Origin of the sequence: Gordonia zhenghanii (assembly GCF_021738965.1) — a bacterium.
Taxonomy (GTDB): domain Bacteria; phylum Actinomycetota; class Actinomycetes; order Mycobacteriales; family Mycobacteriaceae; genus Gordonia; species Gordonia zhenghanii.
In genome coordinates, this window is the sequence record NZ_JAKKOQ010000019.1 from 1 (window position 1) to 21,134 (window position 21,134).

Genomic DNA, 21,134 nt, shown 5'->3' on the forward strand with positions numbered 1-21,134 from the left:
TGGGGGGGGGGCGCGCCCCCCCCCCCCCCCCCCCCCACCCCGGGGGCGCGCCCCCGGGGGGGGGGCCCCCCACGCCGTTGACGTGAGCGAAGTGCCTACTTCTCCTTGGATCGCACCCGGATGCCGCTGATCGGCACGTTCACGGTGCCGGACGGATCGGTGAAGAAGTCGTTGCCCTTGTCGTCGACGACGATGAAGGCGGGGAAGTCCTCGACCTCGATCTTCCACACGGCTTCCATGCCGAGCTCCGGGTACTCGATGACTTCCTGGCTCTTGATGCAGTCCAGCGCGAGACGAGCAGCCGGGCCGCCGATCGATCCGAGGTAGAAGCCGCCGTGGGCGTCGCACGCCTTGGTGACCTGCTTGGAGCGGTTGCCCTTGGCGAGCATCACCATCGATCCGCCCGCGGCCTGGAACTGCTCCACGTAGCTGTCCATGCGGCCGGCCGTGGTCGGACCGAACGAACCGGACGCCATGCCCTCCGGGGTCTTCGCGGGACCCGCGTAGTAGACGGGGTGGTTCTTCAGGTACTCGGGCATCGGCTCGCCTGCGTCGAGACGCTCCTGGATCTTGGCGTGCGCGATGTCGCGGGCCACCACCAGCGGACCCGTCAACGACAGGCGCGTCTTGACTGGATGCTTCGAGAGCTCTTCGAGGATCTCCGGCATTGGCCGGTTCAGGTCGATCTCGACGACCTCGCCGCCCTCGATGTCTTCGGCGACTCCAGCGTCGGGCATGTACTGCGCGGGATCGGTCTCGAGCTGCTCGAGGAACACGCCGTCGGCGGTGATCTTGCCGAGTGCCTGACGGTCGGCCGAACAGGAGACGGCGATCGCGACCGGCAGGGATGCGCCGTGTCGCGGCAGGCGGACGGCCCGGACGTCGTGGCAGAAATACTTACCGCCGAACTGTGCGCCGATGCCGAACGACTGGGTCAGCTTGAAGATCTCTTCTTCGAGTTCCGGGTCGCGGAAGCCGTGGCCCGACATGTCGCCCTCGGTGGGCAGGTTGTCGAGGTAGTGGGCCGACGCCAGCTTCGCGGTCTTCAGCGCGAACTCGGCCGACGTGCCGCCGATGACGACGGCGAGGTGGTACGGCGGGCAGGCCGCGGTGCCGAGCGACCGGATCTTCTCGTCGAGGTATTCCAGCAGACGCTTCGGGTTCAAGATCGCCTTGGTCTCCTGGAACAGGAACGACTTGTTGGCGCTACCGCCGCCCTTCGCCATGAACAGGAACTTGTACTCCGGACCCTTCGGCCCCTGCTCGGTCGCGTAGATCTCGACCTGTGCGGGCAGGTTGGTTCCGGTGTTGCGCTCCTCGTAGACGGTGATCGGCGCGTTCTGCGAGTACCGCAGATTGAGCTTGGTGTACGCGTCGTACACGCCGCGGGACACCCACTCGCCGTCGTCCGTCCCGGTCAGGACGCCTTCGCTCTTCTTGCCCATCACGATCGCGGTGCCAGTGTCCTGGCACATCGGGAGCACGCCGCCGGCCGAGATGTTCACGTTCTTGAGAAGGTCCAAGGCGACGAAACGGTCGTTGCCGGACGCCTCCGGGTCGTCGATGATCTTGCGGAGCTGCTGCAGGTGCGCAGGCCGCAGGTAGTGGCTGATGTCGTGCATCGCCTCAGACGTAAGCTTCGAGATCGCCTCCGGATCGACCTTCAGGAACTTCTGGCCGTCGGCTTCGAACGTCGAGACTCCCTCGGTGGTGACCAGGCGATACGGGGTGTCGTCCTGGTCTGCCGGGAGGAGATCGGAGTAGAGGAATTCGGGGGCTGCAGACTCACTCACAGCCCGTATGTTAGTTCGTTCGGATCGACGATCGCAGGTAAGGATGCCCTTCCGTGGGTGACTGTACGGCCGGTGCGTATGTCGAGTCAGCGACGAGGCGAGGCAACTAGCCCGCGGACATCTCGATGTGATCGGCCGGATGGGTGCGTAGGCCGCCGTCGGTGTCGAGGAACATCGACGCCGCGTCGTACGCCTGGGTCATCAACAGGTCGGCCTGCCCGAAGTCCAAGGCGCCGACCGTGACCGGGCACGGCGGCGGGAGGACGACGAGTTCGGCCGCAGCGTCGTACTCGCGGACGTCTCGAATGAGTCTCTTGTGGATCAGCAGGGTCATCGTGTGCAGCAGCGTCGCGGCGACGGTCGACGGCGGCTCGACGTCGCCGCACTGGTAACCGCACGGCAGAACGTAGATGCGGTCGACGTCGGCGTCGATCGCATCGGAGATCGGGGTGTTGTCGGCGATTCCGCCGTCGACGAGTTTGCGACCGTTCCAGTCGACGGGCGGCAGCAGGCCGGGGATCGCCGCGCTGGCCAGGATCGCTTCGGTCGCGGGCCCCGCACTGATGCCGACCTCGTTGCCGCTGAGCAGGTCGGTGGCGACCACACGGAGCGGAATGCGGGAGTCGGCGATGTCGGTGAACCTCAGATGACGGTCCAGCAGGGAACGCAGGCCGTGATCGCCGACGAGGGCGGGCTGGTGGCCGGTCAACGCGCCGATGATGCGGAATGGGTTCGGCGGGAACAGTTTCCAGACCGACAGCGGACGCCAGACGTCGGCGAGTTCTTCGACGGTGCTCGCGTCGACTCCGCGCCCGGCGAGGAACCCCGCGTTGAATGCGCCGACGGATGCGCCGATCAGCAGGTCGGGGGTCACGCCGCGTTCGACGAGTGCGCGCAGCATGCCGACCTGGAACGCGCCGAGGTTCGCTCCACCGGACAGGACGAACGCGGTCGTCATGGCCGCACCCCGCTCATCCGAGTGAACGCCTCGGTGAGGATCGCCTGCGACGTCGCGAAGTTGACGCGCACGTGCCCGCCGCCGCCCGGTCCGAAGGCGTGTCCGGAGCTGAGGGCCACCCGGGTCTGGTCGAGGAACGCCTTGGCGGGTCCGGCGAGGTCGGCGACCGCGCCCGGCGTCGCGTCGCGGTCGTCGAACCCGAGCGGGCGGCAGTCCAACCACGCCAGGTAGGTACCGTCCGGCGGGGTGAATCCCGCGGTCGGCAGATGTTCGGCTACCAGCCGTTCGACGAGTTCGCGGTTGGCCGTCAACCCGCCGAGGAGCGCGTCGAGCCACGGCTCGCCGTCGGTGTAGGCCACCGTGTGCGCGAGTACGCCGAAGTGGCTCGGTCCGTGACTGACTTCCTCGGGGATGCGACGCAGATCGTCGACGGCGGATGGACCGGCCAGCGCGAGCGCCGCCTTGACGCCCGGAAGATTCCACGCCTTGGACGCCGAAGTGACGACGAACGCATCCTGCGCGCCGTCGACCGACAGATATGGAGTGAACGTGGCGCCCGGTAGGACGAGTGGTGCGTGGATCTCGTCGGCGATCACCCGCACCCCGTACTCGCGGGCCACGGACGCGACGGCCGTCAACTCGTCCACTGTGTGGACGACGCCCGTCGGATTGTGCGGGTTGGCCAGGAGGAAGGCTGGTGTCGTGCTCGCTGCTCGGGCATCTGCGAACGCCGACGCCAACGCTTCGATGTCGATGCGCCCGTCCGGACGCAGACGGGCGCCAGCCACGCGGCGGTCGGCGTGCTCGGTGAACGCGAAGAACGGCGGGTACACCGGGGTGTTGACGACGACGGTGTCGCCGGGACTGGTCACGAGCTTGAGTACTTCGACGATCCCGAGCATCACATCGGGCACGACCTGCGCGGTGTCGACGTCCACCCCGTCCCAGCCCCATCGGCGTCGCGCGAACCCGGCGAGGGCCTCGGCGTATTCGCGTGCCCCGGACGGGTATCCGATGTCGCCGAGGTCGAGCGCACTCCGCAATGCGGCGGTGACGGGTTCGGCCGGCATCACGTCCATCTCGGCCACCCACAGCGGCAGGACGTCCGACGGGTAGGCCCGCCACTTCATGCTGGTGCGGTGCCGCAGTTGTTCGACGGTCAGCTGTTCGAGCGGATTCGCGACGGCCACCGCGTCACTCCGATCGTGCGGGGAGGCCGACGTCCACCCGGTGGTGCTCGAGGTCGTGCACGGCGTAGGCCGCGAGCGTGTCGACGGTGAACGCGGCGCCGTTGCCGCGGAGACCTTCCCGCGTCCACTGACCGTCGGGGACCGCCCGGTACGCGGCGGCGAAGGCAGCGGCGTTCGCGTCGATCTGGTCGGCGACGACGCCCGGATCCTGGTCGCCGTACCGCTCGTCGACGGCGGCCTCGTCCTGGTCCCAGTTCGCGAACTCCGCGGGCTGCACGGCGAGCATCAACTCGAGACGCTCGCGCATCACGGTGTGCACGTCGCGCACGTGGCAGGCGTACTCCAGGGCCGACCACGTGTGATCGTTCGGTCGAGTCGCGACGTCGCTCCGCGCCAACACGTCGCGCCAACTGCTCGTCGACGCGGCGATGCGGTCGGCGACCTCCGACCGCTCGACGGCCGCCGGATCGAATCCGCAGAACTCGCAGCGACGGGTGGTGACCCAGGTCCAGTCCTTGGTGTCCGGTGTGATCCCCATGGTCACTAGCGTAGTCGGGGAGCGGAGCCAGATGTCAGACCGCGACTTCCGAGAACGCGCCGCGGTATCGGGCCGCCGGGTGGGTGGCGGGCAGACGGTCACTACCGGTGAGCTTTCGTCGCGTCGTACCCGGCGCGTACTCCGACTGGGCGAGGCCACGCTCACGAAGCACCGGCAACACGTGTTCGATGAACTCGATGTAGGAACCGGGAATGGTCGCGTTGATGACGTTGATTCCGCCTACCCCGGCTTCTTGCCACTCGGCGAGCCGATCCGCGATCTGTTCGGGTGTGCCGACGATACGTCCGCTCCGGCTGCGTAGTTCGGCCAGGTCGCGGACTGTCGGCTCCCGGCCGGGGACAGCCTCACGCAACCACAGCAGGGTGCTCTGCGTGCCCTCGGTCGCGATGTCACCGATCGGAGTGTCCAGATCGTAGAAACCGAGATCGGTGCCGAGTCCGCCCGCTGAGTGGGCGATGATGGTGCTCGGGTCGACGATCTCGTCGAGTTCCCGCGCTTTACGGGAGGCCTCGGCTTCGGTGTCGCCTATGACGAACGACAAGCCCTGGAAGAACGTGATGGCGTCACGATCCCGGCCGGTCTCGGCGGTGAGTCGGCGTGTGTCGTCGATGAAGGTGCGTGCCGCGTCGGGCGTCGGAGACTGAATGAACTGCGCTTCGGCGTTGCGTGCGGCGAATCGACGTCCAGTCGGCGAGGAGCCGGCTTGGAACAGAACCGGTGTGCGTTGCGGTGACGGCGCCACCAGATGCGGGCCTTCGACGCGATAGCGCTGGCCGTCGTGATGGATCTTGTGGACCTTGTCGAAGTCGGCGTGAATCCCCGACTTCCGGTCCTGCACCAGCGCATCCTCGTCCCACGACCCCTCCCACAGTTTGTAGACGACGTCGATGTACTCGTCTGCCCACGCGTAGCGGTCGTCGTGAGCTGTGATGCCGTCGTAGCCGAAGTTGCGCCAGGCGTTCGACGACAGGCTCGTCACGATGTTCCATGCGATCCGGCCCTTCGACGCAGGGTCGAGAGTCGAGATCTTGCGGGCGAAGTCGAATGGGTGTTCCTGAAGGATCGCGCTGGTGATCGCGATCCCGAGATCGTTCGTGTGCGACGCCAGCGCTGATGCGATGACCAGCGGATCGTTGCTCGGAATCTGCAGACCGGTGTCGACGAACTTTCGCCAGTCGCCTTGATAGTCGTCGTAGAGCCCGACGACGTCGGCGAAGAAGATGAAGTCGAAACGCGCCTCTTCCAAGCGTTTCGCCAGGTCGACCCAGTGCTCGAGCGAGTTGAAGTCGGTCTGCTGTGCGGAGGGGTCGCGCCATGCTCCGTGGAGGATGTGCGAGGTCGTGTTCATCACGAAGGCGGAGAAGCGAAGTGGCTGAGGCATGTCGGCGACGTTACGGCTGACGACGTCACATGCCACTGCTTCCGGTCACGATGACGCCAACCACGTACTTTCGGGTTCAAATGCGGCATTTGCGCCCAGGCCGACGACAACCAGTGACTCGCCGTCGGTCCGGTCTCTACGGTTGGCCGATCCCCAGCCTCCCGAGGAGTGAATCTGTGTCTGGTCATGTCCATAGACCGTTGCCGCGCATCGCAGTAACGGTCGCGCTCGGTCTCGCCGTGTGCCTGTTGTTCGCCGCGTGCAGCGGCCCTGAGCCGGGTGACGGCCGGTCGACCGGAGTTGCGCCGGCGAGCGGTGAGTACGTGTCCGGCGGTGTCATCGAGTACGGGCACGAGCAGGAGCCGCCGTGCATTCACGGTGGTTGGGTGCAGAATGCGTACTTGGCGCGCCAGTACCTGGACAACCTCGTATCACTCGCGGACGACGGCCAGGTGGTCCCGTGGTTGGCGACGCGTTGGGACGTCTCGCCGGATCGGCTCTCGTACACATTCCATCTCAAGCGCGGCGTCGAGTTCACCGACGGGACGCAGTTGGACGCGGCCGCAGTCAAGGAGAACTTCGACCGCTACCTGGATCCCGGCGAGCCGAACGGCACCGTGGTCGCCTATCTCGGCGAGTACTTCGACTCCGGCGAGGTGGTCGACGATCACACGTACCGGATGCATCTGAAATCGCCGTACGAACCTCTGCTGACAGTCCTCACACAGGGTTACTTCGGTATCCAGTCGCCCACTGCACTCGATCGTGGAACCGCAGTCAACTGCGCGCAGCCGGTCGGATCGGGCCCGTTCATCATCGAGCGATGGGACCGAAACCGGAGCATCACATTCGTGCGGAACCCGCATTACAATTCGGCTCCCGCGAATGCCAGGCATCAAGGCCCCGCGTACGTCGACAAGGTGATCTGGAAGTTCCTCAAAGATCCGGTACTGCGGTACGGCTCGCTCACGAGCGGATCGTCTGACGTGATCTACAACGTTCCCGCGATCAACTGGGCCGACGCGACTACGAAGTTCCAGACCTCTCAGTACGTGACCGCGGGACGGCCGAACGCATTGACGCTCAACGTCTCTCATGCGCCGTTCGACGATGTGCGGGTGCGTCGTGCGCTGGCTTCGGCCGCCGACCGGCGTAAGGCGGTCGAGACCGCATATCTAGGAGTGGTGCCGTACAACGCCAACGGTGCCCTGAGCCAGAGCACCCCCGACTACGACGCCGAGGCGGGCGACTACCCGTACGACCCGGCGCGGGCCGGGCAACTCCTGGACGAGGCCGGGTGGACGGGCCGCGACTCCGACGGGATCCGTACCAAGGACGGTCGCAGGCTGACCGCTCGTGTCGTGTATCCGGCCGGCTCGATCATCGGGGCCGAAGGCGCAGCGGTCTTGCAGACCGTGGTCGCCCAAGCCAGAGAAGTCGGATTCGATCTCGTGCTCGACCCGGCCACTCAGAGCGCGTACTTCGGCGGCCAGTACAGCGCAGCCGAGACCTATGAGGCGTACGCGGGCTACTGGACCAGCCCCACGCCCGGTCTGCTCCACGTCAACTGGCGGCAACGGCTTCCGGACAGTCCGAATCCGAACAACACCGCGTTCTACAACAACGCCGACCTGCAACGGATCATCGAGGCAGCCAACGGGTCGGCTGATCCGACCCGGCGAGCTGCCCTGTACGGCGAAGCACAGCGAATCATCGGCGACGAGGCGCTCTCCATCGGCCTCTACACGCAGACCACCTCGATCGCCGCGTCCCCGAAGCTCCACGACGCGTGGATCGAGAAATCCCAAGGCGAACCGGTGTTCGCGGACGCGAGGTTTGTTCGATGACCGTTACCGACGCACCCCTCGGACACCGTCGCGTGGCCGACGCGATACGACGATCGGCTCCGAGTCCTCGCCGCAGTCTCCTGCGGTGGCTCGCCAAGCTGGTCGCGGCGCTGGTGGTTCTGTTCGTCGCCGCGTCGATCACCTTCCTTCTACAGACATTCGCGCCGGGCGACCGCGCCACTCTTCTCCTCAATCTCGCTGAGGGGACAGCTAAGGAGCGGACCGCCGACGAACTCGCACCGGTGAACGCCGCGTACGGGTTCGGTGACTCCGTGTGGCAGCAGTACCTGCACTACATCGGTGGTCTGCTCCGGGGCGATCTCGGCACGTCGTATCAACTGCAACAACCGGTCACCGAAGTCATCGCCGAACAGGTGACGCCCACGCTGGTCCTCACCTTCTCGTCGCTCATCGTCGCCTGGCTGCTCGTGTTGTTCCTGACGACACTCACGGCAGGGCGTCGCGGCCCGTGGGGCGCCCTCGGGTCATTGATCGAGACGATCAGCGCCGGACTGCCCCAGTACTGGGTCGGCTCGATCCTGATGGTCGTCTTCGCGATCGGTCTCGGCTGGTTCCCCGTCGAGAGCGGTACCGGCGTGCACGGACTCATCCTGCCGGTGCTGACGTTGGCGATCCCGCTCGCGGGCTTCCTCGGGCAGACCACCCGTGACGAGTTCGCGCGGGCGCTCGACGAGCCGTTCGTGCTCACTGCCCGAAGCCGTGGACTCAGCGACATCGCGGTACGGGCCCGGCACGTCCTGCGACACTCAGTTCTGCCCGCCGTCACCGTGTCCGGTTGGGCAATGGGCGCCTTATTGTCCGGCGCGGTGATCGCCGAGACGGTGTTCGCGCGTGCCGGTATCGGACAGACACTCGTGGCGGCCGCGTCGTCTCGGGACATCCCGCTGGTCAGCGGCATCGTCATCTTCGTCGCCGTCGTCTACACGATCGCCAATCTCGCGGTGGACGCCCTGTACACGCTCATCGACCCTCGAATCGAGGTCCCATGACCACCACTGACCCCTCCACGCTGCTGGGATCGCTTCGGACGAGGAATCCGATCCCCGAGCCGCGACGTCGGAGGTTACGGGTGTCGCCGGGGCTCGCGGCAGCCCTTGCCGTTCTCGTCGTCCTGCGGGTCGCTGTCGTCGCACCGACCGTGCTCGCACCATACGATCCGCTCGCAATCGACCTGGATGATGTGTTGGCTCCGCCGAGCCTGGCCCACCCGTTCGGGACCGATCTGAATGGCCGGGACCTCTTCAGCCGGGTCATCGCCGGGACCCGCCAGTCACTTGGAATCGGCTTCGGGGTGGTCGGTGTGGCGACGGTGATCGCGGTGGTGCTCGGCGTCGTCGCGGGTCTGTCTGGTCGTGTCGCGCAGATACTCGCCAACCGAGGGATCGAGATTCTGTTCGCATTCCCGACCATCTTGCTCGGGCTGCTTCTGGTGTCGGTGTTCGGTCCCGGTCCACTCACTTTGATCGTGGCGGTCGGCATCGGAATCGCGCCCGGCTACGCGCGCATCGTGCGCGGCCAAGTCCTCGCAGTCCGCAACGCACCGTACATCGAAGCGGCGACCGCGCTCGGGCACTCGCCAACTCGGATTCTGCTTCAGCACATCGCACCCAACTCTTTGCGGCCGATGATCGTGACCGTGACGCTCGGAGTCGGGCAGGCGATCATCTGGGCGTCGGGCCTCGCGTATCTGGGCCTCGGCGTTCCACCGCCCGCCGCGGAATGGGGCGCGCTCCTGGACTCCGGCCGAACCTACATCACCGCCGCGTGGTGGCTGGAGATCCTCCCCGGCCTGGTCATCGTGATCGTGGCCCTCGCTTTCACCACTGTGGGTCGCCATCTCGGCGCCCGACTGGAAGGAGACCGCTCATGAGCATCGACGAAGCGACCAGTGTCGCCGAGGTGGGCCACTACGGCGAGGTCATCCCGGTGCGGGGCAGACGCCGTCTCGCGGAAGTCGATGACCTCCACGTGTGGTTCAACGGCACCGAGGTAGTCAAGGGCGTCTCGTTCGGAGTCGATGCGGGGCAATGCCTTGCGATCGTCGGAGAGTCAGGCTCAGGCAAATCCGTGACCGCGCGGACGCTGGTCGGATTGACCGGGGACGGTGCCCAGATCACGGCACGCACACTGGAATTCGACGGCCGATCGCTTCTCGGCCTGCGCGATCGGGAGTGGCGGTCGATCCGAGGGCGCGATATCGGTTTCGTCCTACAGGACGCACTGGTCTCTCTCGACCCGCTGCGACAGGTGGGCCGAGAGATCAGTGAGTCCTTGTCCACGCATCAGCGAGGACCCTCCGGTCGGGCCGTGCGACATGAACGCGCCGACGAGGTCGTGGAACTGCTGGAGTTGGTCGGCGTGCCCGAACCGTATGTCCGGGCGCGCCAGCGGCCGCACGAGTTGTCCGGCGGGCTCCGCCAGCGCGCGCTGATCGCGTCGGGACTCGCGAACGACCCGAGGCTCCTGATCGCCGACGAACCGACGACCGCGCTCGACGCGACCGTTCAAGCCCAGATCCTCGACGTACTGAACGAAGCGAAGCAGCGAGGGAACGGGCTGATTCTCATCTCGCACGATCTCGCAGTCGTCGGCCGACTCGCCGACACCGTAGCTGTGATGCGTGCGGGCGAGATCGTCGAATACGGCGATGCGAAGCAGATTCTCACTGCGCCCACCCACGAGTACACGAGAGGTCTGCTCGCAGCAGTCCCGTCGCGCGCGTCCAAGGGGACGCTGTTGACGAACGGCGCCCGCCTCGGTGCCCCGCACCCCGCCGGCGACGCTCCGCCTGCAGTTCGCGTACGTGACGTTCAGAAAGCGTTCGCCGGGAAGAACTCCACGAGCAAGGCTGCGGTTCAGGGGGTGAGCTTCGACCTTCAGGCGGGGCGGACTCTGGGCATCGTCGGAGAATCGGGATCGGGCAAGACGACGACTGCACGCATGGTGCTCGGATTGACTGCACCCGATTCGGGGACGGTGGAACTCGACGGGCGAGCGTGGAGTGCACTGACCGATTCCGAACGTCGATCGCGGCGGAACGGCATCTCGGTCATCTACCAGGATCCACTGAGCTCGTTCGATCCGAGGTGGACCGTCGAACATGTCATCGCGGACGCACTGCGTGGCACCGGTGCGCGAGGCTCGGTCCTCGACGAGCGGGTCGGGGAACTACTCGACCACGTCGGGCTGTCAGATGGCTTCCGGACCCGACATCCGCTGAAGCTGTCCGGAGGACAGCGGCAACGGGTCGCGATCGCGCGCGCACTGGCACCGAATCCTTCGGTGATCGTGTGCGACGAACCGGTGTCGGCGCTCGACGTCTCCATCCAGGCGCGCATCCTGGATCTGTTGGCGACGCTCCAAGCTGAGAGCGGAGTCGCATTGCTCTTCATCTCCCACGACCTCGGCGTGATCCACCACATGAGCGATGACATCCTCGTCATGCGCGGCGGCGAGGTCGTCGAGTACGGGGAGGCCGACGACGTCTTCGAGCGGCCGCGACACCAGTACACGAGAGAGTTGCTGGCCGCCGTGCCCCGGATCGACGTGGAGCACGACTGACGCCTACGGCAGACACCGGCCGGGAAGTCTCTGTGGGGACTTCCCGGCCGGTCTGCGCAGTTCGTAGGGTCAGAAGTAGCCGTTGGCAGGCAATGGCTGGCCGGTCAGGAGGTCAGCGCCGACCGCTTGCGCTTTGAGGCGCCTGGGGTTGTGCAGAGTGATCGTTCGGATGTTGCGCCAATGACGGTCGAGATCCTTATTGCGACTTGACGCCGACGCGCCGCCCGCCTCGAACAACACCGTCGCGGCGCGAGTCCCGAGGTCGTCGAGGATCACCTTGGTCTTCGACGCTGCCAACGCTGCGTCGTTGGCGAGTCTCGCGTCGGGAATCCCGTCGTCGGCCGAATCGGCTGCCGCGTCGAGGGTCTCGGCCGCGGCCAGCACGGTGGCTTCGGCAACGAACGCCAGCGACGCGAGCTCACCGATCACTTGCTGCACTGACGGATCGTCCACCGGAGTCGGGGAGTTCGCGTGCGAGAAGTTTCGGCTACGCGCCACGACGAGGTCCCGCGCGTCAGACACGACGCTGCGCATGACGCCTGCGACCACGGCGTGCAGATAGAGCTGGACGAATGCGCCCTGCGTAGAGGGCAGCCGGTCGTCCCGGTCGACGCGTCGGACGACTTCGTCCGGATGGACGACGACGTCGGTGAATCGTGTCGTGCCCGAGCCTGTCCGGCGTTGTCCGAAGCCGTCCCAGTCGTCGAGGATCTCGACGCCCCCACGGCTGGTGGGGATGACGACTGTGGTCGGTGTCCCATCGTCGTCGACCGCCCACACGCTGACGAAGTCGGAGAACAGAGTGCCCGTGGTGTAGAACTTCTCGCCGTTGAGACGATAGCCGTCGCCTGTGCGGGCGAGAGTCGTCGAGAAGTCTTGGCTGCCGGCGGGACGAGTGCCTCGTTCGCTGGTGGCATTGCCGAACACTTTGCCGTCGGCGACCTGCTCGAGGAACCTGTCGGTCGTCGGGGTGCGCGCCGCCAGGAAGTCCTCGGTGAGCCAGAAGTGCGTCCGGTAGATGTGAGCGACAGTCGGATCGGCCTCGGCGAGATCGATGATCGAGGCGAACAGCGCTCGCAGGCTGGCGCCGGCGCCACCTCGTTCGACCGGGAGACGCAGGCGACCGTAGCCTGCGTCGGCGACGGAGCGAACTTGATGGAAGGGGTTGACGTCGCCTAGTTCGCGTTCAACGGCCCCTTCTGCGATGTCGGCGAGCAGTCCGTCGAAGGCGGGTGGGGCAGGGGCGACGGTGGTCACGGAATTCTCCTATCGGATCGAATACGTTCTCGGCCCGAACATACGATCCGACGGGTCTCGGGAGAAGGCATTGGTGCGGGCTGACTTAAACCGGACCGTCGCATCCGGTTGTGCCGTATGCCGATTGAACGACGGACGGTCACCTTTCGCGCGTCGGTGTCGATAGTCCAGTTGTCGGGCATGAACCAGCAGAGCCGAGGAGTCCACATGAGGCGCACCACCATCGTTCTCGGCATCGCAATGGTCGGCGCCGGGGCCGGCGTCATCGCCGGGTGTTCGCCGGCGGGCGCCGACGCTGCTGCGAGTCAGGACGCGTCGTACCGCGTCGCGACGCCGTGCGAGTTCGCCGACGCCGACTCTCTGCTGTATCTGGTGGCGGGCGGTGACGTCACCGATCAGATCGCCCAGCCGTTCGTCTTCGACCGCGTCGACTGCTCCGGAACCACCGCGACCGCGTACACGATGCCCGACGGCGTCACCGGACAGGTCGCGGCGCGATTCGAATACTCGGTCGGGTGTTGGCGACCGATCACCGTCGGCCCGGCGACGCCACCCACGACCAGGCCTACAACCACGAAAAGCGTCGGGACCACAGAGGAGAAGAAATGACGAATCACCGTAGAACGACCACCGCAGTGATGGCACTCGTCGCGGCAGGCGCGATGGCAGCGGCCGGATGCTCCACCGACGGCGCAAACCAGGCGTCGCCGAACAGTTCGACGCCGCAGTCGCACGTCTCGACGCCAGAGACCGTGGAGTCGACGCCGGACAGCACGGTGCAGGAGGGCTCACCGGAAGTGACCGTCGCGACGGCGCAGCCGGAGACGACGTCGGGCACCGCACCGGAGCAGACTCCCGGCGTGACGCAGGCGACGACCGACGAGACGGACGAGACGGCAGAAGAGACGGCCGAGCCCGACGTGTGTTCGTCCGCGTCGGCGGACACGCTTGCGTCGGTCGCCGCGGCGTCGAGCGTTGGCTACCGACTGGTGAAACCGATCGTGTTCAGTCGAGTCGACTGCGTGGGTACGACCGCCGTCGCGCACACCGCGGTCGACGGCGTGCACCAGCCGACCGGCGTCCTGTTCGTCCGCAGCGGAGGCTGGATCGCGGTTGGCGTCGGAAGCGCAATGGACTGTGTCGCTCTCGGTGCTCCCGCACGGGACGCGGCGCAGTTGGAGGGCTGCCTCTGAGTCTCGGGCCCTGGGTTCTCCGTTCCGGTGAATCCGTACTCTCGGACTCGTGGACATCCCCGCCGCGTTGGACGAGCAGCGACGCCTCGGCGACGACTGGGCCGACTGGCTCGATCGGCTTCCTCGGCTGTGCGACGACCTCCTGGACGAGTGGAGGTTGACGCCGACGGGCGACCCGATGGGCGGGCGTGCGTCCATCGTCATTCCGGTCGGCGGCGTCGACGGAGTAGCGGTTCTCAAGATCGGGTTCGACGGTTTACCGGAGACGAGCCAGGAGCACCTCGCTCTTCAACATTGGGCGGGCGACGGGGCGGCCACGATGTTCCGAGCCGATCCCCGTCGCCGGGCGCTGTTGCTCGAACGGCTCAACGAGCAGGACCTGACCCAGGAGTGGGATCTGCAGGCGTGCGAGATCGTCGCAGGCCTGTACGCACGCCTGCACCGGCAGGCTCCGCCGCGGCTGAGGACGCTCACCGGGTTCCTCCGGCCGTGGCTCGACGCCCTCGAGCGCGATGCGGCAGACGTCCCGATGCCGCCGCGTCTGGTCGCGCACGCGCTGGCGCGCGGTCGTGCGTTCGTCGACGATCCGGCGTCCGACGGCGTGATGATTCACGGCGACCTGCATTACGGGAACGTCCTCGCCGCCGATCGCGAACCGTGGCTGGCGATCGCCCCGAAGGCGATGTCTGGCGACCCGCATTACGAGATTGCGCCGCTCCTATGGACCCGATGGGAGGAGATGTCGGGCTACTTGCGCGAATCGGTCCAGCGACGCTTCTACACCACGGTCGAGGCGGCGGGCTTCGACGACGAACGTGCCCGCGACTGGGTCATCGTCCGCACGGTCCTCAACGCGCACCGGACCGTCGTCGACGCCGAACGCATGCGGCGTCCGCTCACCGACGCCGACCGGACCTGGACCACGACGTGCATCAGCGTCGCCAAGGCTGTGCAGCGGTAGGGGCTTCTCCCGCAGGTCGAACTTCATTTCCGCTGGTCGAGCGGAGTCGAGGCCCTCTCTCGCTGGTCGAGCCTCATTTCCGCTGGTCGAGCGGAGTCGAGGCCCACACGCTGGTCGAGCGGAGTCGAGGCCCCAACAAGCCGCGAGGCGAGCCCAGCGATCTTTACCTTCCGGTTGGTACAGTGCCGACATGGCTGCCGACGCCAAAGAACGCATATTGCGCGGCGCGCGTGAACTGGCGGACGCGATGCGCTCTACCATCCGCGACTGGCGCAGGAGTGGCGCCGCAACCTCAGTCCGTGGAACGACGTCGAAGGTCTGTCTGCCGAGGTGGCGTCGTTGCTGACCGCCGCGCGGTTCTGCGTCGACGCCGCCGAGGCGATCGAATGAACGGCCGATTCCTCCTCGTCGCCGCGATCATCGCCGAAGTGGTCGGCACTCTCGCGCTCCGCGCCAGCGTCGACCACTCCGCGTGGATCGCTGTCGTGGTCGTCGGGTACATCGCGGCGTTCACTCTCCTCGGCCTGACCCTGCGCGCCGGCATGTCGATCAGCGTCGTCTACGGGATCTGGGGTGCCTGCGGCACTGTGCTCGTCGCATTCCTCGGCATGGTCGTCTTCCACGAGAGCCTCAGCGGCACAGCACTCGTCGGGATCAGCGTCATCGTTGCGGGCGTCGTCCTCATCGAGACCGGAACCGGTCACTCGAAGCCTGCAAAGCCGGAGGACGTGGCCGTATGACGTGGATATGGCTTCTCGCGTCGATCATCAGCGAAGTGGTCGCCACCCTGAGCCTGCGCGCGGCAGACGGTCTGCGACGACCGCTCTGGCTGCTCCCGATCGTCGTCGGCTACGTCCTGGCGTTCACCTTCCTCGCGATGTCCCTGTCGGCAGGCATGCCGGTCGGCGTCGCGTACGGACTGTGGACAGCGATCGGCATCGTGCTCGTCGCGCTGTCGGCGCGAGTCATCTGGCACGACCGCATCACGCCGCGCATGGTCGCGGGCATGGCGCTGATCATCGTCGGCGTGCTGCTCGTGGAGGCGGGGTAGGGGGTCTCGACTCCGCTCGACCAGCGGAAATGGTCTCGACCGGGGTGGGTCTCGACTCCGCTCGACCGGCGGAAGTGGGGCTCGACCAGCGGGAATGGCGCGCGATCAGCTAAACGCGGCGACGGAAGTCGATGGGGAGGCCGTCGGCGGGAGTGGGGCCGGTGCCGTATTCGAGATCGAGGCGGTAGTCGTCGGGGACGGACCACTCGAAGGCGAGCAGCAGCTGGTGCATGATCGCCTTCACCTCCATCCCGCCGAAGTACAGACCGATGCACTTGTGGGCTCCACCGCCGAACGGACTCCAGGCGAACCGGTGCACTTTGTCTTCGCGGCGTTCCGGCGAGAACCGCTCCGGGTCGAACTTCGTCGGCTCCGGCCACCACTCCTCACGCAGCATCGTCGCCCACGGGTGGATCGCGATCAGCGTGTCCGCCGGAACGTAGTGCCCGAGGATCTCGGTGTCCTCGATCGTCTTGCGGAACAGCATGCCGACCGGTGCGTTCAGGCGCAGCGTCTCCTTGAATGCCAGGTCCATGCTCGGCAGAGCGTCCTGGTCGTCGTAGCCGATGGTCGGCTTGCCCAGGGCGAGCGACTCCTCGCGCAGACGGTCCTGCCACTCCGGGTTGCGGCCCAGATAGTGGGTGAGCATCGACAACGCGATGGTGGTCGTGTCATGGGCGGCCATCATCACGAAGATCATGTGGTTGACGATGTCTTCGTCGCTGAACGTATTGCCCTCGTCGTCCTCGCTGTTACACAGGACGGAGAACAGGTCGTCGCGGTCGCTTCCACGTCGCGCCGCGATCTCAGAACGGAAGTACTCCTGGAGGCGTTCGCGTCCACGCAGCCCGCGCGCCCACGTGAAGTTGGCGACGTCCTGCCGGATGATGGCCTGGCCGCCGTGGACGGCTGCCTCGAACGCCTCCTCCAGCTCATGATTCTCCTCGGCGGACAGGGAGGAGCCGAGAAACACTTCGGAGGCCAGCGCGAGCAGGAGTTGCTTGGTGGTCGAGTACATCGGGAAGTCGTCACCGACCTGCCACTGGGCGACCGACTTCTCGATGAAGGGGTTCATCAGGTCGAGGTAACCCACGAGGCGGTTCTTGGCGAACGCCTGCTGCATGATGCGCCGGTGATACATGTGCTCGGGCTGATCCATCAGCATGATGCCGCGGTGGAAGAACGGGCCGATCATCACTTCCCAACCGCGTTCGCTGGAGAAGGCCTTCGTCTTGTTCATCCACGCGGCTTCGACGGCGTCGGGGCCGACGAGCGTCACCAGTTCGATGTTGAGCATGCGCGACCACGAGACCGGTCCGTACTTCTCGAACTGGTCCATCGTCTTGGACAACGGGTCAGTGAGGAAGTCGAACGTCGCGCCGATGAAGGGCGCGCCACCGTTGCCCATGACCGGTTTGAGTCCGGACCCGGCGGGTGGCTCCGCGAGCGGGGCCGCCGGACTGGGGTAGGCGGATGCGGCTTTGGCCAGCGCCTTCTGCACGGTCTTCGTCGCGGTCCTGGTCAATTCAGTCTTACTGGGCGCCGTCATCATTGCCTCCGAGCCTGTCCGTCGAGCCGTCTCCATGGACCATAACTGTAGTTATGCTGAGTGTCCAGAGAATACGAGAACTCCGTACCTTCACTCAGGACCGGCCGCGGGCCGTCAGCACGGACTGCGTGACGGCGTCGGGAAAGGTGTTCCGCGCGGGCATCAGCTCGTCGACGACGCGCAGCCGCCGCGCATATCGAGCGAGTGCTCGATGATCCGACGCCGACGGGGCGATCCCTAGCTGGGCGCACGCCACCGGATGCTGGATCGCGCGCACTGCGGCCGTCGGCAGCTTCTTGAAATACCAGTCGTCCGGATGCAGCAACTGCTCGCGGTACCAGTCGTACCCGGGGCTCGGATTCAGCTGCGTCGCCAACGCGTCGTCGAAGTATTCGTAGAACTCGCCCGCTGTCGCAGGCATCAGACGATCGGAGATCCCGTACCGCCGATACCACTCGCAGGTCTCCCGATACAGCTGCTCGCGGCCGTCGGCGTCGAGTCCGCCGAAGAAGACGTCGACACAGGTGAACAGCGCGTCGACGTACGTGGCGTGCTCGAAGAAGAAGATCGCCGGATTCAGGGCGTGGTAACTCGCGCCGTCTGGTGTCCGGCTGCGGAACTGGTCGTGGCTGTAGCGGATCAATCGGACCTCGTCGAAATCCGATTCGTATGCCGAGCGGATGATGCACGGAGCCGTCCGTCGCTTGTGCACGAACACTCGCTGCCGCACCAGGGAGAGCTCGTGGGTGGCTGAGGCGATCGCCGGATGCAGCATCTGCAACGACACCGCTCGGCACATCGACATCACGAAGCGCCGATCTCCCAGGTAGCGCCACAGCAGCGAGTCCGCATCGAGTGTGGTCGGGGCCCTCACATCAACGGCCGACCGAAGCGGTTCCGCCGGCGGGTGTCCCACAGGAGGATCTTGAACGACAACTGCGACAGCCACAGCGGCTTTCGGCGCTCCTTGCGGGCCTGCCTCGCGACATAGTCGTCGAACCAGCGTTGGTCCTCGTCGGACCAGTCGACGCGCAACGCGTCGCGGAACTCCGGCGGCAGGTACCCGATCGTGCGGCGGTACTTGACGGGGCCGAACCGGCGTTGGACGAACTCGCTCGCGTACCCGAAGTTCGCGATATCTAGCACGAAGTCGCGGACCTCGTCGCTGATGTCGATGTTCGCGACCTGCTCGCCCCAGTAGACGTCGAAGGCGTCGCGGTCGGCGGGCCACATCTCGGCAGGCATCTGCAGGGTGGTGCCGCACACCATGCCCTGCTGATAGAACCTCTCGCGTAGCTCGCCGGTGAGCGGGCCGTGAACTCGCTCGTAGATGTCCTCCCAGCCGAAGTACAGGCACGCGGCGACCCACAGCTGAAGGTCGCTGCGCATTGCGTTGTACGGCACCGGGCTGTCGGCGGTGGAGCGCACTTGGGCGTGCTGGCGGTTGACCGCCTTGCGGTAGCGGCGGCGGTCGTCGGCGTTGCCGAACACGGCGACCGCCAGATACGACGCCGTCGTCCGCGCGCGTTTGATCGGGTGAGTGTCGAGGCGGCCGTTCTCGACGGTGCTGCGTGTGACGCCGTAGCCGACGGCGGGGTTGGCCAGCTGCATGATGACGTTCGCCGTCGACATGGTCGCGCCCATCGACAGCAGCGATGTGGCGAAGGTGCTCGCGTCGAGGGAGTCGAGCTGTTCGCGAGTCGGCCTTTCACGTCGTGCGTCGGCCTGTTGGTCGTGTGAAGCCACGACACCTCCCTAATCTGAATACGTTTGTGTTCAGATTAGCGTACGGCGTTCGGTCGGAGTAGCGCTCCTACCCTTCGGGGATCTCGCCCTTCCGGTATGCGGGCAGGCGGGAGGCGGGAAGAATCGCCGTCGCACTGAGGCCGGCGAGGATCAGCAAACCGTACTTCAACGTCGAGAGTCGTGAGTCCTCGTTGACCTCGATCGCGGCGTCGATCTGCGCAGGCGTCGCAGTGGTCTGTGTTGCGAGGGTCTCCCGCAGACTGTCGTTGCTGACGAAGTTCACATTGTCCAGGTTCACCTGGGACACGAGGTCGTCCGGCAGCTCGGGGTGCTCGGCGACCGACGAGGCGACGGCGAACCCGAGCAGTGACACCAGGAGTGCGCCGATCGTCGCGGTGCCGACCGCCGACGCCAGGTTCTGCGTGGTGCCGCGGATCGATCCGACGTCGCCTGCCCGTTCCTTCGGTGCCGAGGTGACGAGCACGTTGAACACGAGTGTGACCAGGGCGCCCTGGCCGATGCCGAACACGATCAGCCCGATGATGGTCGACATGGTCTGCCAGTTGTTCGTCACCACGAACGCCAGCCACACGAGTGCGACGGTCGTGAGGATGAACGAGGCCATGCCGATCATGCGCGGACTGTAGGTCTTGTAGACCCGGACGACGAGCATCGCCGTCACGAACACCGTCAGGTTGAACGGGATCATCGCGAGCGAGGTGTCGAACGGGCTGCGGCCCTGCACGATCTGGATGTACAGCGGCACAGTGAAATTGAGAGCCGCTTCCATCGCGACGACGATGAACATCGCGTACACCGCTGCACGTTCGCGCGAACTGCCGAGGACCGACAGATCCACCAGCGGGACCCGGCCGCTGCGCTGCCGGCGTCGCGTCCACAGGAAGAACGCCTGCCCGAGGATCAGACCGACGATGATGAGGATCGGGGCAGGGGAGACCCCCACGAGGTCGAACGGAGCGGCGTCGTCGGCGAAGAACACGCCCCACGCGTTCAAGTTATTGAAACCGACGGTCAACAGGACGATCGCGACACCGATCAGGACGGAGGCCACCACGTCGATGTCGATGCTGCGGTCACCGGTGTCGGGACGAAGTGTGAAGCTCAACGCGAACACGATCACGGCGAGGACCAGGACGATCATGAACACCGGACGCCAGCCGACCAGGGAGCCGAGCGCGCCGCCGAGGAAGAACGCTGACATGCCCGAGATGGCGCGCGCCGAGCCGAGCGACCCGACCGCGTTGGCCTGCTGGTCGCCCTTGTAGTTCTCGGCGATCAACGCGACGAGGGCGGGAACGATGAAGGCTGCAGACGCCCCGGCAACCGCCTGTCCGGCGATGGCCCACGTCACCGACTGCGAGACGATCATCAGCACCGACGAGCACGCGAACGTGAAGACGACGATCCGGAAGATCTTCACCCAGCCGATGCGTTGACCGAGTTTGCCGCCCAGCATGACGAGCGCGGCCACGGCGATGCCGTACGCGACGATCGTCGTGCTGACCGTCGTCGGCGCGACGTCGAAGTCGTCGACCATGCCGCCGATCGAGACCGGCAGTGCCGAGACGTTGAACGACATCAACACTTGGGCGAAGAAGAAGCAGACGAGGGGGAGCCACGACGCGCGCTCTCCGGTCTCGGGCGGGCGCGCTTGGTCGGTGGTCATCAGTCGTCTCCGTTCGATCGAGCACTGTCGACGTTCGAGGCGAAGACGTTGAGTCCGAGGGCTCGAGAGAGGTGGGCCGTCGCCTGCTGTCTGCGGATCGACTGGATCGAGAACTCGACGTCGGCGTCGCCCGCGCTGTACAGACCGCCGGACGCGTCGGCGACGGTGATCCCGAACATCGACGGGTCCGCGTTGGCCAGTTGCGGAATGTAGTCGGCGACCTGGCCGCCCTCATGCTCGGAGTAGCTCTCGTGCGCGTACGCCACGATGGTCCTGATCCGGTCGCCTGAGGGCATGTCTCCGGTCGAGACCCGTTGGGGCACAGGCTCGATTGTTGCGGCGTCGAGCGGTGGTAGATCAGGCCCTGTCATCACTCAAGG

At 66.3% G+C, this 21,134-nt stretch carries 20 protein-coding genes; 9 read left to right on the forward strand and 11 right to left on the reverse strand.

All coding sequences use genetic code 11. The features are described 5' to 3' along the window. Nucleotides 1-95: 95 nt before the first annotated feature. The 5 genes from L5G32_RS17605 to L5G32_RS17625 all read right to left on the reverse strand — a co-directional run bounded on the left by L5G32_RS17605 (nt 96) and on the right by L5G32_RS17625 (nt 5,881). Nucleotides 96-1,793: a fumarate hydratase gene (locus tag L5G32_RS17605; protein ID WP_237012388.1), complete on the reverse strand. Its 1,698-nt coding sequence runs from the start codon at nt 1,791-1,793 to the stop codon at nt 96-98. A 106-nt stretch (nt 1,794-1,899) separates the two neighbouring features. Continuing rightward, nucleotides 1,900-2,751 carry a patatin-like phospholipase family protein gene (locus L5G32_RS17610; RefSeq protein WP_237012389.1) on the reverse strand — a complete coding sequence of 284 codons (852 nt, stop codon included), beginning with the start codon at nt 2,749-2,751 and terminating at the stop codon, nt 1,900-1,902. Then, entirely contained in the window at nt 2,748-3,881 is a 1,134-nt protein-coding gene (locus L5G32_RS17615; protein WP_237012416.1) for a MalY/PatB family protein, read from the reverse strand. The genes L5G32_RS17610 and L5G32_RS17615 overlap by 4 nt, the downstream gene beginning before the upstream one ends. 64 nt (nt 3,882-3,945) lie before the next feature. Then, a complete protein-coding gene (locus tag L5G32_RS17620; RefSeq protein WP_237012390.1) occupies nt 3,946-4,479 on the reverse strand; it encodes a DinB family protein in 534 nt (177 codons plus the stop codon). Between the two features lie 34 nt (nt 4,480-4,513). Next, nucleotides 4,514-5,881: an LLM class flavin-dependent oxidoreductase gene (locus tag L5G32_RS17625; RefSeq protein WP_237012391.1), complete on the reverse strand. Its 1,368-nt coding sequence runs from the start codon at nt 5,879-5,881 to the stop codon at nt 4,514-4,516. A 200-nt stretch (nt 5,882-6,081) separates the two neighbouring features. Between L5G32_RS17625 and L5G32_RS17630 the strand changes: the two genes are divergently transcribed. Genes L5G32_RS17630 through L5G32_RS17645 form a run of 4 tightly spaced genes read left to right on the forward strand, consistent with a single transcriptional unit; the run spans nt 6,082 to nt 11,310 of the window. Further along, nucleotides 6,082-7,728, forward strand: coding sequence for an ABC transporter substrate-binding protein (locus L5G32_RS17630; RefSeq protein ID WP_265739175.1), 1,647 nt, complete (start codon nt 6,082-6,084; stop codon nt 7,726-7,728). Further along, nucleotides 7,725-8,738, forward strand: a complete 1,014-nt coding sequence (locus tag L5G32_RS17635) for an ABC transporter permease (RefSeq protein ID WP_237012393.1) — start codon at nt 7,725-7,727, stop codon at nt 8,736-8,738. Before L5G32_RS17630 ends, L5G32_RS17635 begins: the two co-directional genes overlap by 4 nt. Further along, complete coding sequence (locus L5G32_RS17640) at nt 8,735-9,619, forward strand: ABC transporter permease (protein WP_237012394.1); 885 nt, start codon at nt 8,735-8,737, stop codon at nt 9,617-9,619. The genes L5G32_RS17635 and L5G32_RS17640 overlap by 4 nt, the downstream gene beginning before the upstream one ends. Beyond that, nucleotides 9,616-11,310: a dipeptide ABC transporter ATP-binding protein gene (locus tag L5G32_RS17645; protein ID WP_237012395.1), complete on the forward strand. Its 1,695-nt coding sequence runs from the start codon at nt 9,616-9,618 to the stop codon at nt 11,308-11,310. Before L5G32_RS17640 ends, L5G32_RS17645 begins: the two co-directional genes overlap by 4 nt. Nucleotides 11,311-11,379: 69 nt before the next feature. Here the strand turns inward: L5G32_RS17645 and L5G32_RS17650 are convergent, their stop codons facing one another. Beyond that, a complete protein-coding gene (locus tag L5G32_RS17650) occupies nt 11,380-12,567 on the reverse strand; it encodes an acyl-CoA dehydrogenase family protein (RefSeq protein WP_237012396.1) in 1,188 nt (395 codons plus the stop codon). A gap of 207 nt (nt 12,568-12,774) precedes the next feature. Here L5G32_RS17650 and L5G32_RS17655 point away from each other — a divergent pair, with 207 nt between their 5' ends. The 5 genes from L5G32_RS17655 to L5G32_RS17675 all read left to right on the forward strand — a co-directional run bounded on the left by L5G32_RS17655 (nt 12,775) and on the right by L5G32_RS17675 (nt 15,772). After that, nucleotides 12,775-13,176: a hypothetical protein gene (locus tag L5G32_RS17655; RefSeq protein WP_237012397.1), complete on the forward strand. Its 402-nt coding sequence runs from the start codon at nt 12,775-12,777 to the stop codon at nt 13,174-13,176. Beyond that, nucleotides 13,173-13,760, forward strand: a complete 588-nt coding sequence (locus tag L5G32_RS17660) for a hypothetical protein (protein ID WP_237012398.1) — start codon at nt 13,173-13,175, stop codon at nt 13,758-13,760. Before L5G32_RS17655 ends, L5G32_RS17660 begins: the two co-directional genes overlap by 4 nt. Before the next feature lie 49 nt (nt 13,761-13,809). Next, nucleotides 13,810-14,721, forward strand: coding sequence for an aminoglycoside phosphotransferase family protein (locus tag L5G32_RS17665; RefSeq protein ID WP_237012399.1), 912 nt, complete (start codon nt 13,810-13,812; stop codon nt 14,719-14,721). Nucleotides 14,722-15,107: 386 nt separating this feature from the next. Next, a complete protein-coding gene (locus tag L5G32_RS17670) occupies nt 15,108-15,461 on the forward strand; it encodes a DMT family transporter (protein ID WP_237012400.1) in 354 nt (117 codons plus the stop codon). Beyond that, nucleotides 15,458-15,772: a DMT family transporter gene (locus tag L5G32_RS17675; RefSeq protein ID WP_237012401.1), complete on the forward strand. Its 315-nt coding sequence runs from the start codon at nt 15,458-15,460 to the stop codon at nt 15,770-15,772. The genes L5G32_RS17670 and L5G32_RS17675 overlap by 4 nt, the downstream gene beginning before the upstream one ends. A 109-nt stretch (nt 15,773-15,881) precedes the next feature. Here L5G32_RS17675 and L5G32_RS17680 read toward each other — a convergent pair whose 3' ends face one another. From L5G32_RS17680 to L5G32_RS17700, 5 genes are all read right to left on the reverse strand, one after another. Next, nucleotides 15,882-17,321 carry a cytochrome P450 gene (locus L5G32_RS17680; protein WP_237012402.1) on the reverse strand — a complete coding sequence of 480 codons (1,440 nt, stop codon included), beginning with the start codon at nt 17,319-17,321 and terminating at the stop codon, nt 15,882-15,884. Nucleotides 17,322-17,415: 94 nt separating this feature from the next. Continuing rightward, entirely contained in the window at nt 17,416-18,195 is a 780-nt protein-coding gene (locus L5G32_RS17685; RefSeq protein ID WP_237012403.1) for an oxygenase MpaB family protein, read from the reverse strand. Beyond that, nucleotides 18,192-18,965, reverse strand: coding sequence for an oxygenase MpaB family protein (locus L5G32_RS17690; RefSeq protein WP_237012417.1), 774 nt, complete (start codon nt 18,963-18,965; stop codon nt 18,192-18,194). The genes L5G32_RS17685 and L5G32_RS17690 overlap by 4 nt, the downstream gene beginning before the upstream one ends. 169 nt (nt 18,966-19,134) lie before the next feature. Then, entirely contained in the window at nt 19,135-20,754 is a 1,620-nt protein-coding gene (locus L5G32_RS17695) for an MFS transporter (protein ID WP_237012404.1), read from the reverse strand. Continuing rightward, complete coding sequence (locus L5G32_RS17700) at nt 20,754-21,050, reverse strand: glutaminase (protein WP_237012405.1); 297 nt, start codon at nt 21,048-21,050, stop codon at nt 20,754-20,756. The genes L5G32_RS17695 and L5G32_RS17700 overlap by 1 nt, the downstream gene beginning before the upstream one ends. Between the last annotated feature and the right edge of the window lie 84 nt (nt 21,051-21,134).

Excerpts from the sequence above, each read along its gene's own strand:
- L5G32_RS17625 (WP_237012391.1), bottom strand. The coding sequence starts at position 5,881 with ATGCCTCAGCCACTTCGCTTCTCCGCCTTCGTGATGAACACGACCTCG.
- L5G32_RS17700 (WP_237012405.1), bottom strand. The coding sequence starts at position 21,050 with ATGCCCTCAGGCGACCGGATCAGGACCATCGTGGCGTACGCGCACGAG.
- L5G32_RS17615 (WP_237012416.1), bottom strand. The coding sequence starts at position 3,881 with ATGAAGTGGCGGGCCTACCCGTCGGACGTCCTGCCGCTGTGGGTGGCC.
- L5G32_RS17660 (WP_237012398.1), top strand. The coding sequence starts at position 13,173 with ATGACGAATCACCGTAGAACGACCACCGCAGTGATGGCACTCGTCGCG.
- L5G32_RS17695 (WP_237012404.1), bottom strand. The coding sequence starts at position 20,754 with ATGACCACCGACCAAGCGCGCCCGCCCGAGACCGGAGAGCGCGCGTCG.
- L5G32_RS17620 (WP_237012390.1), bottom strand. The coding sequence starts at position 4,479 with ATGGGGATCACACCGGACACCAAGGACTGGACCTGGGTCACCACCCGT.
- L5G32_RS17610 (WP_237012389.1), bottom strand. The coding sequence starts at position 2,751 with ATGACGACCGCGTTCGTCCTGTCCGGTGGAGCGAACCTCGGCGCGTTC.
- L5G32_RS17640 (WP_237012394.1), top strand. The coding sequence starts at position 8,735 with ATGACCACCACTGACCCCTCCACGCTGCTGGGATCGCTTCGGACGAGG.
- L5G32_RS17655 (WP_237012397.1), top strand. The coding sequence starts at position 12,775 with ATGAGGCGCACCACCATCGTTCTCGGCATCGCAATGGTCGGCGCCGGG.
- L5G32_RS17645 (WP_237012395.1), top strand. The coding sequence starts at position 9,616 with ATGAGCATCGACGAAGCGACCAGTGTCGCCGAGGTGGGCCACTACGGC.
- L5G32_RS17680 (WP_237012402.1), bottom strand. The coding sequence starts at position 17,321 with ATGACGGCGCCCAGTAAGACTGAATTGACCAGGACCGCGACGAAGACC.
- L5G32_RS17670 (WP_237012400.1), top strand. The coding sequence starts at position 15,108 with ATGAACGGCCGATTCCTCCTCGTCGCCGCGATCATCGCCGAAGTGGTC.
- L5G32_RS17675 (WP_237012401.1), top strand. The coding sequence starts at position 15,458 with ATGACGTGGATATGGCTTCTCGCGTCGATCATCAGCGAAGTGGTCGCC.
- L5G32_RS17690 (WP_237012417.1), bottom strand. The coding sequence starts at position 18,965 with ATGGGCGCGACCATGTCGACGGCGAACGTCATCATGCAGCTGGCCAAC.
- L5G32_RS17635 (WP_237012393.1), top strand. The coding sequence starts at position 7,725 with ATGACCGTTACCGACGCACCCCTCGGACACCGTCGCGTGGCCGACGCG.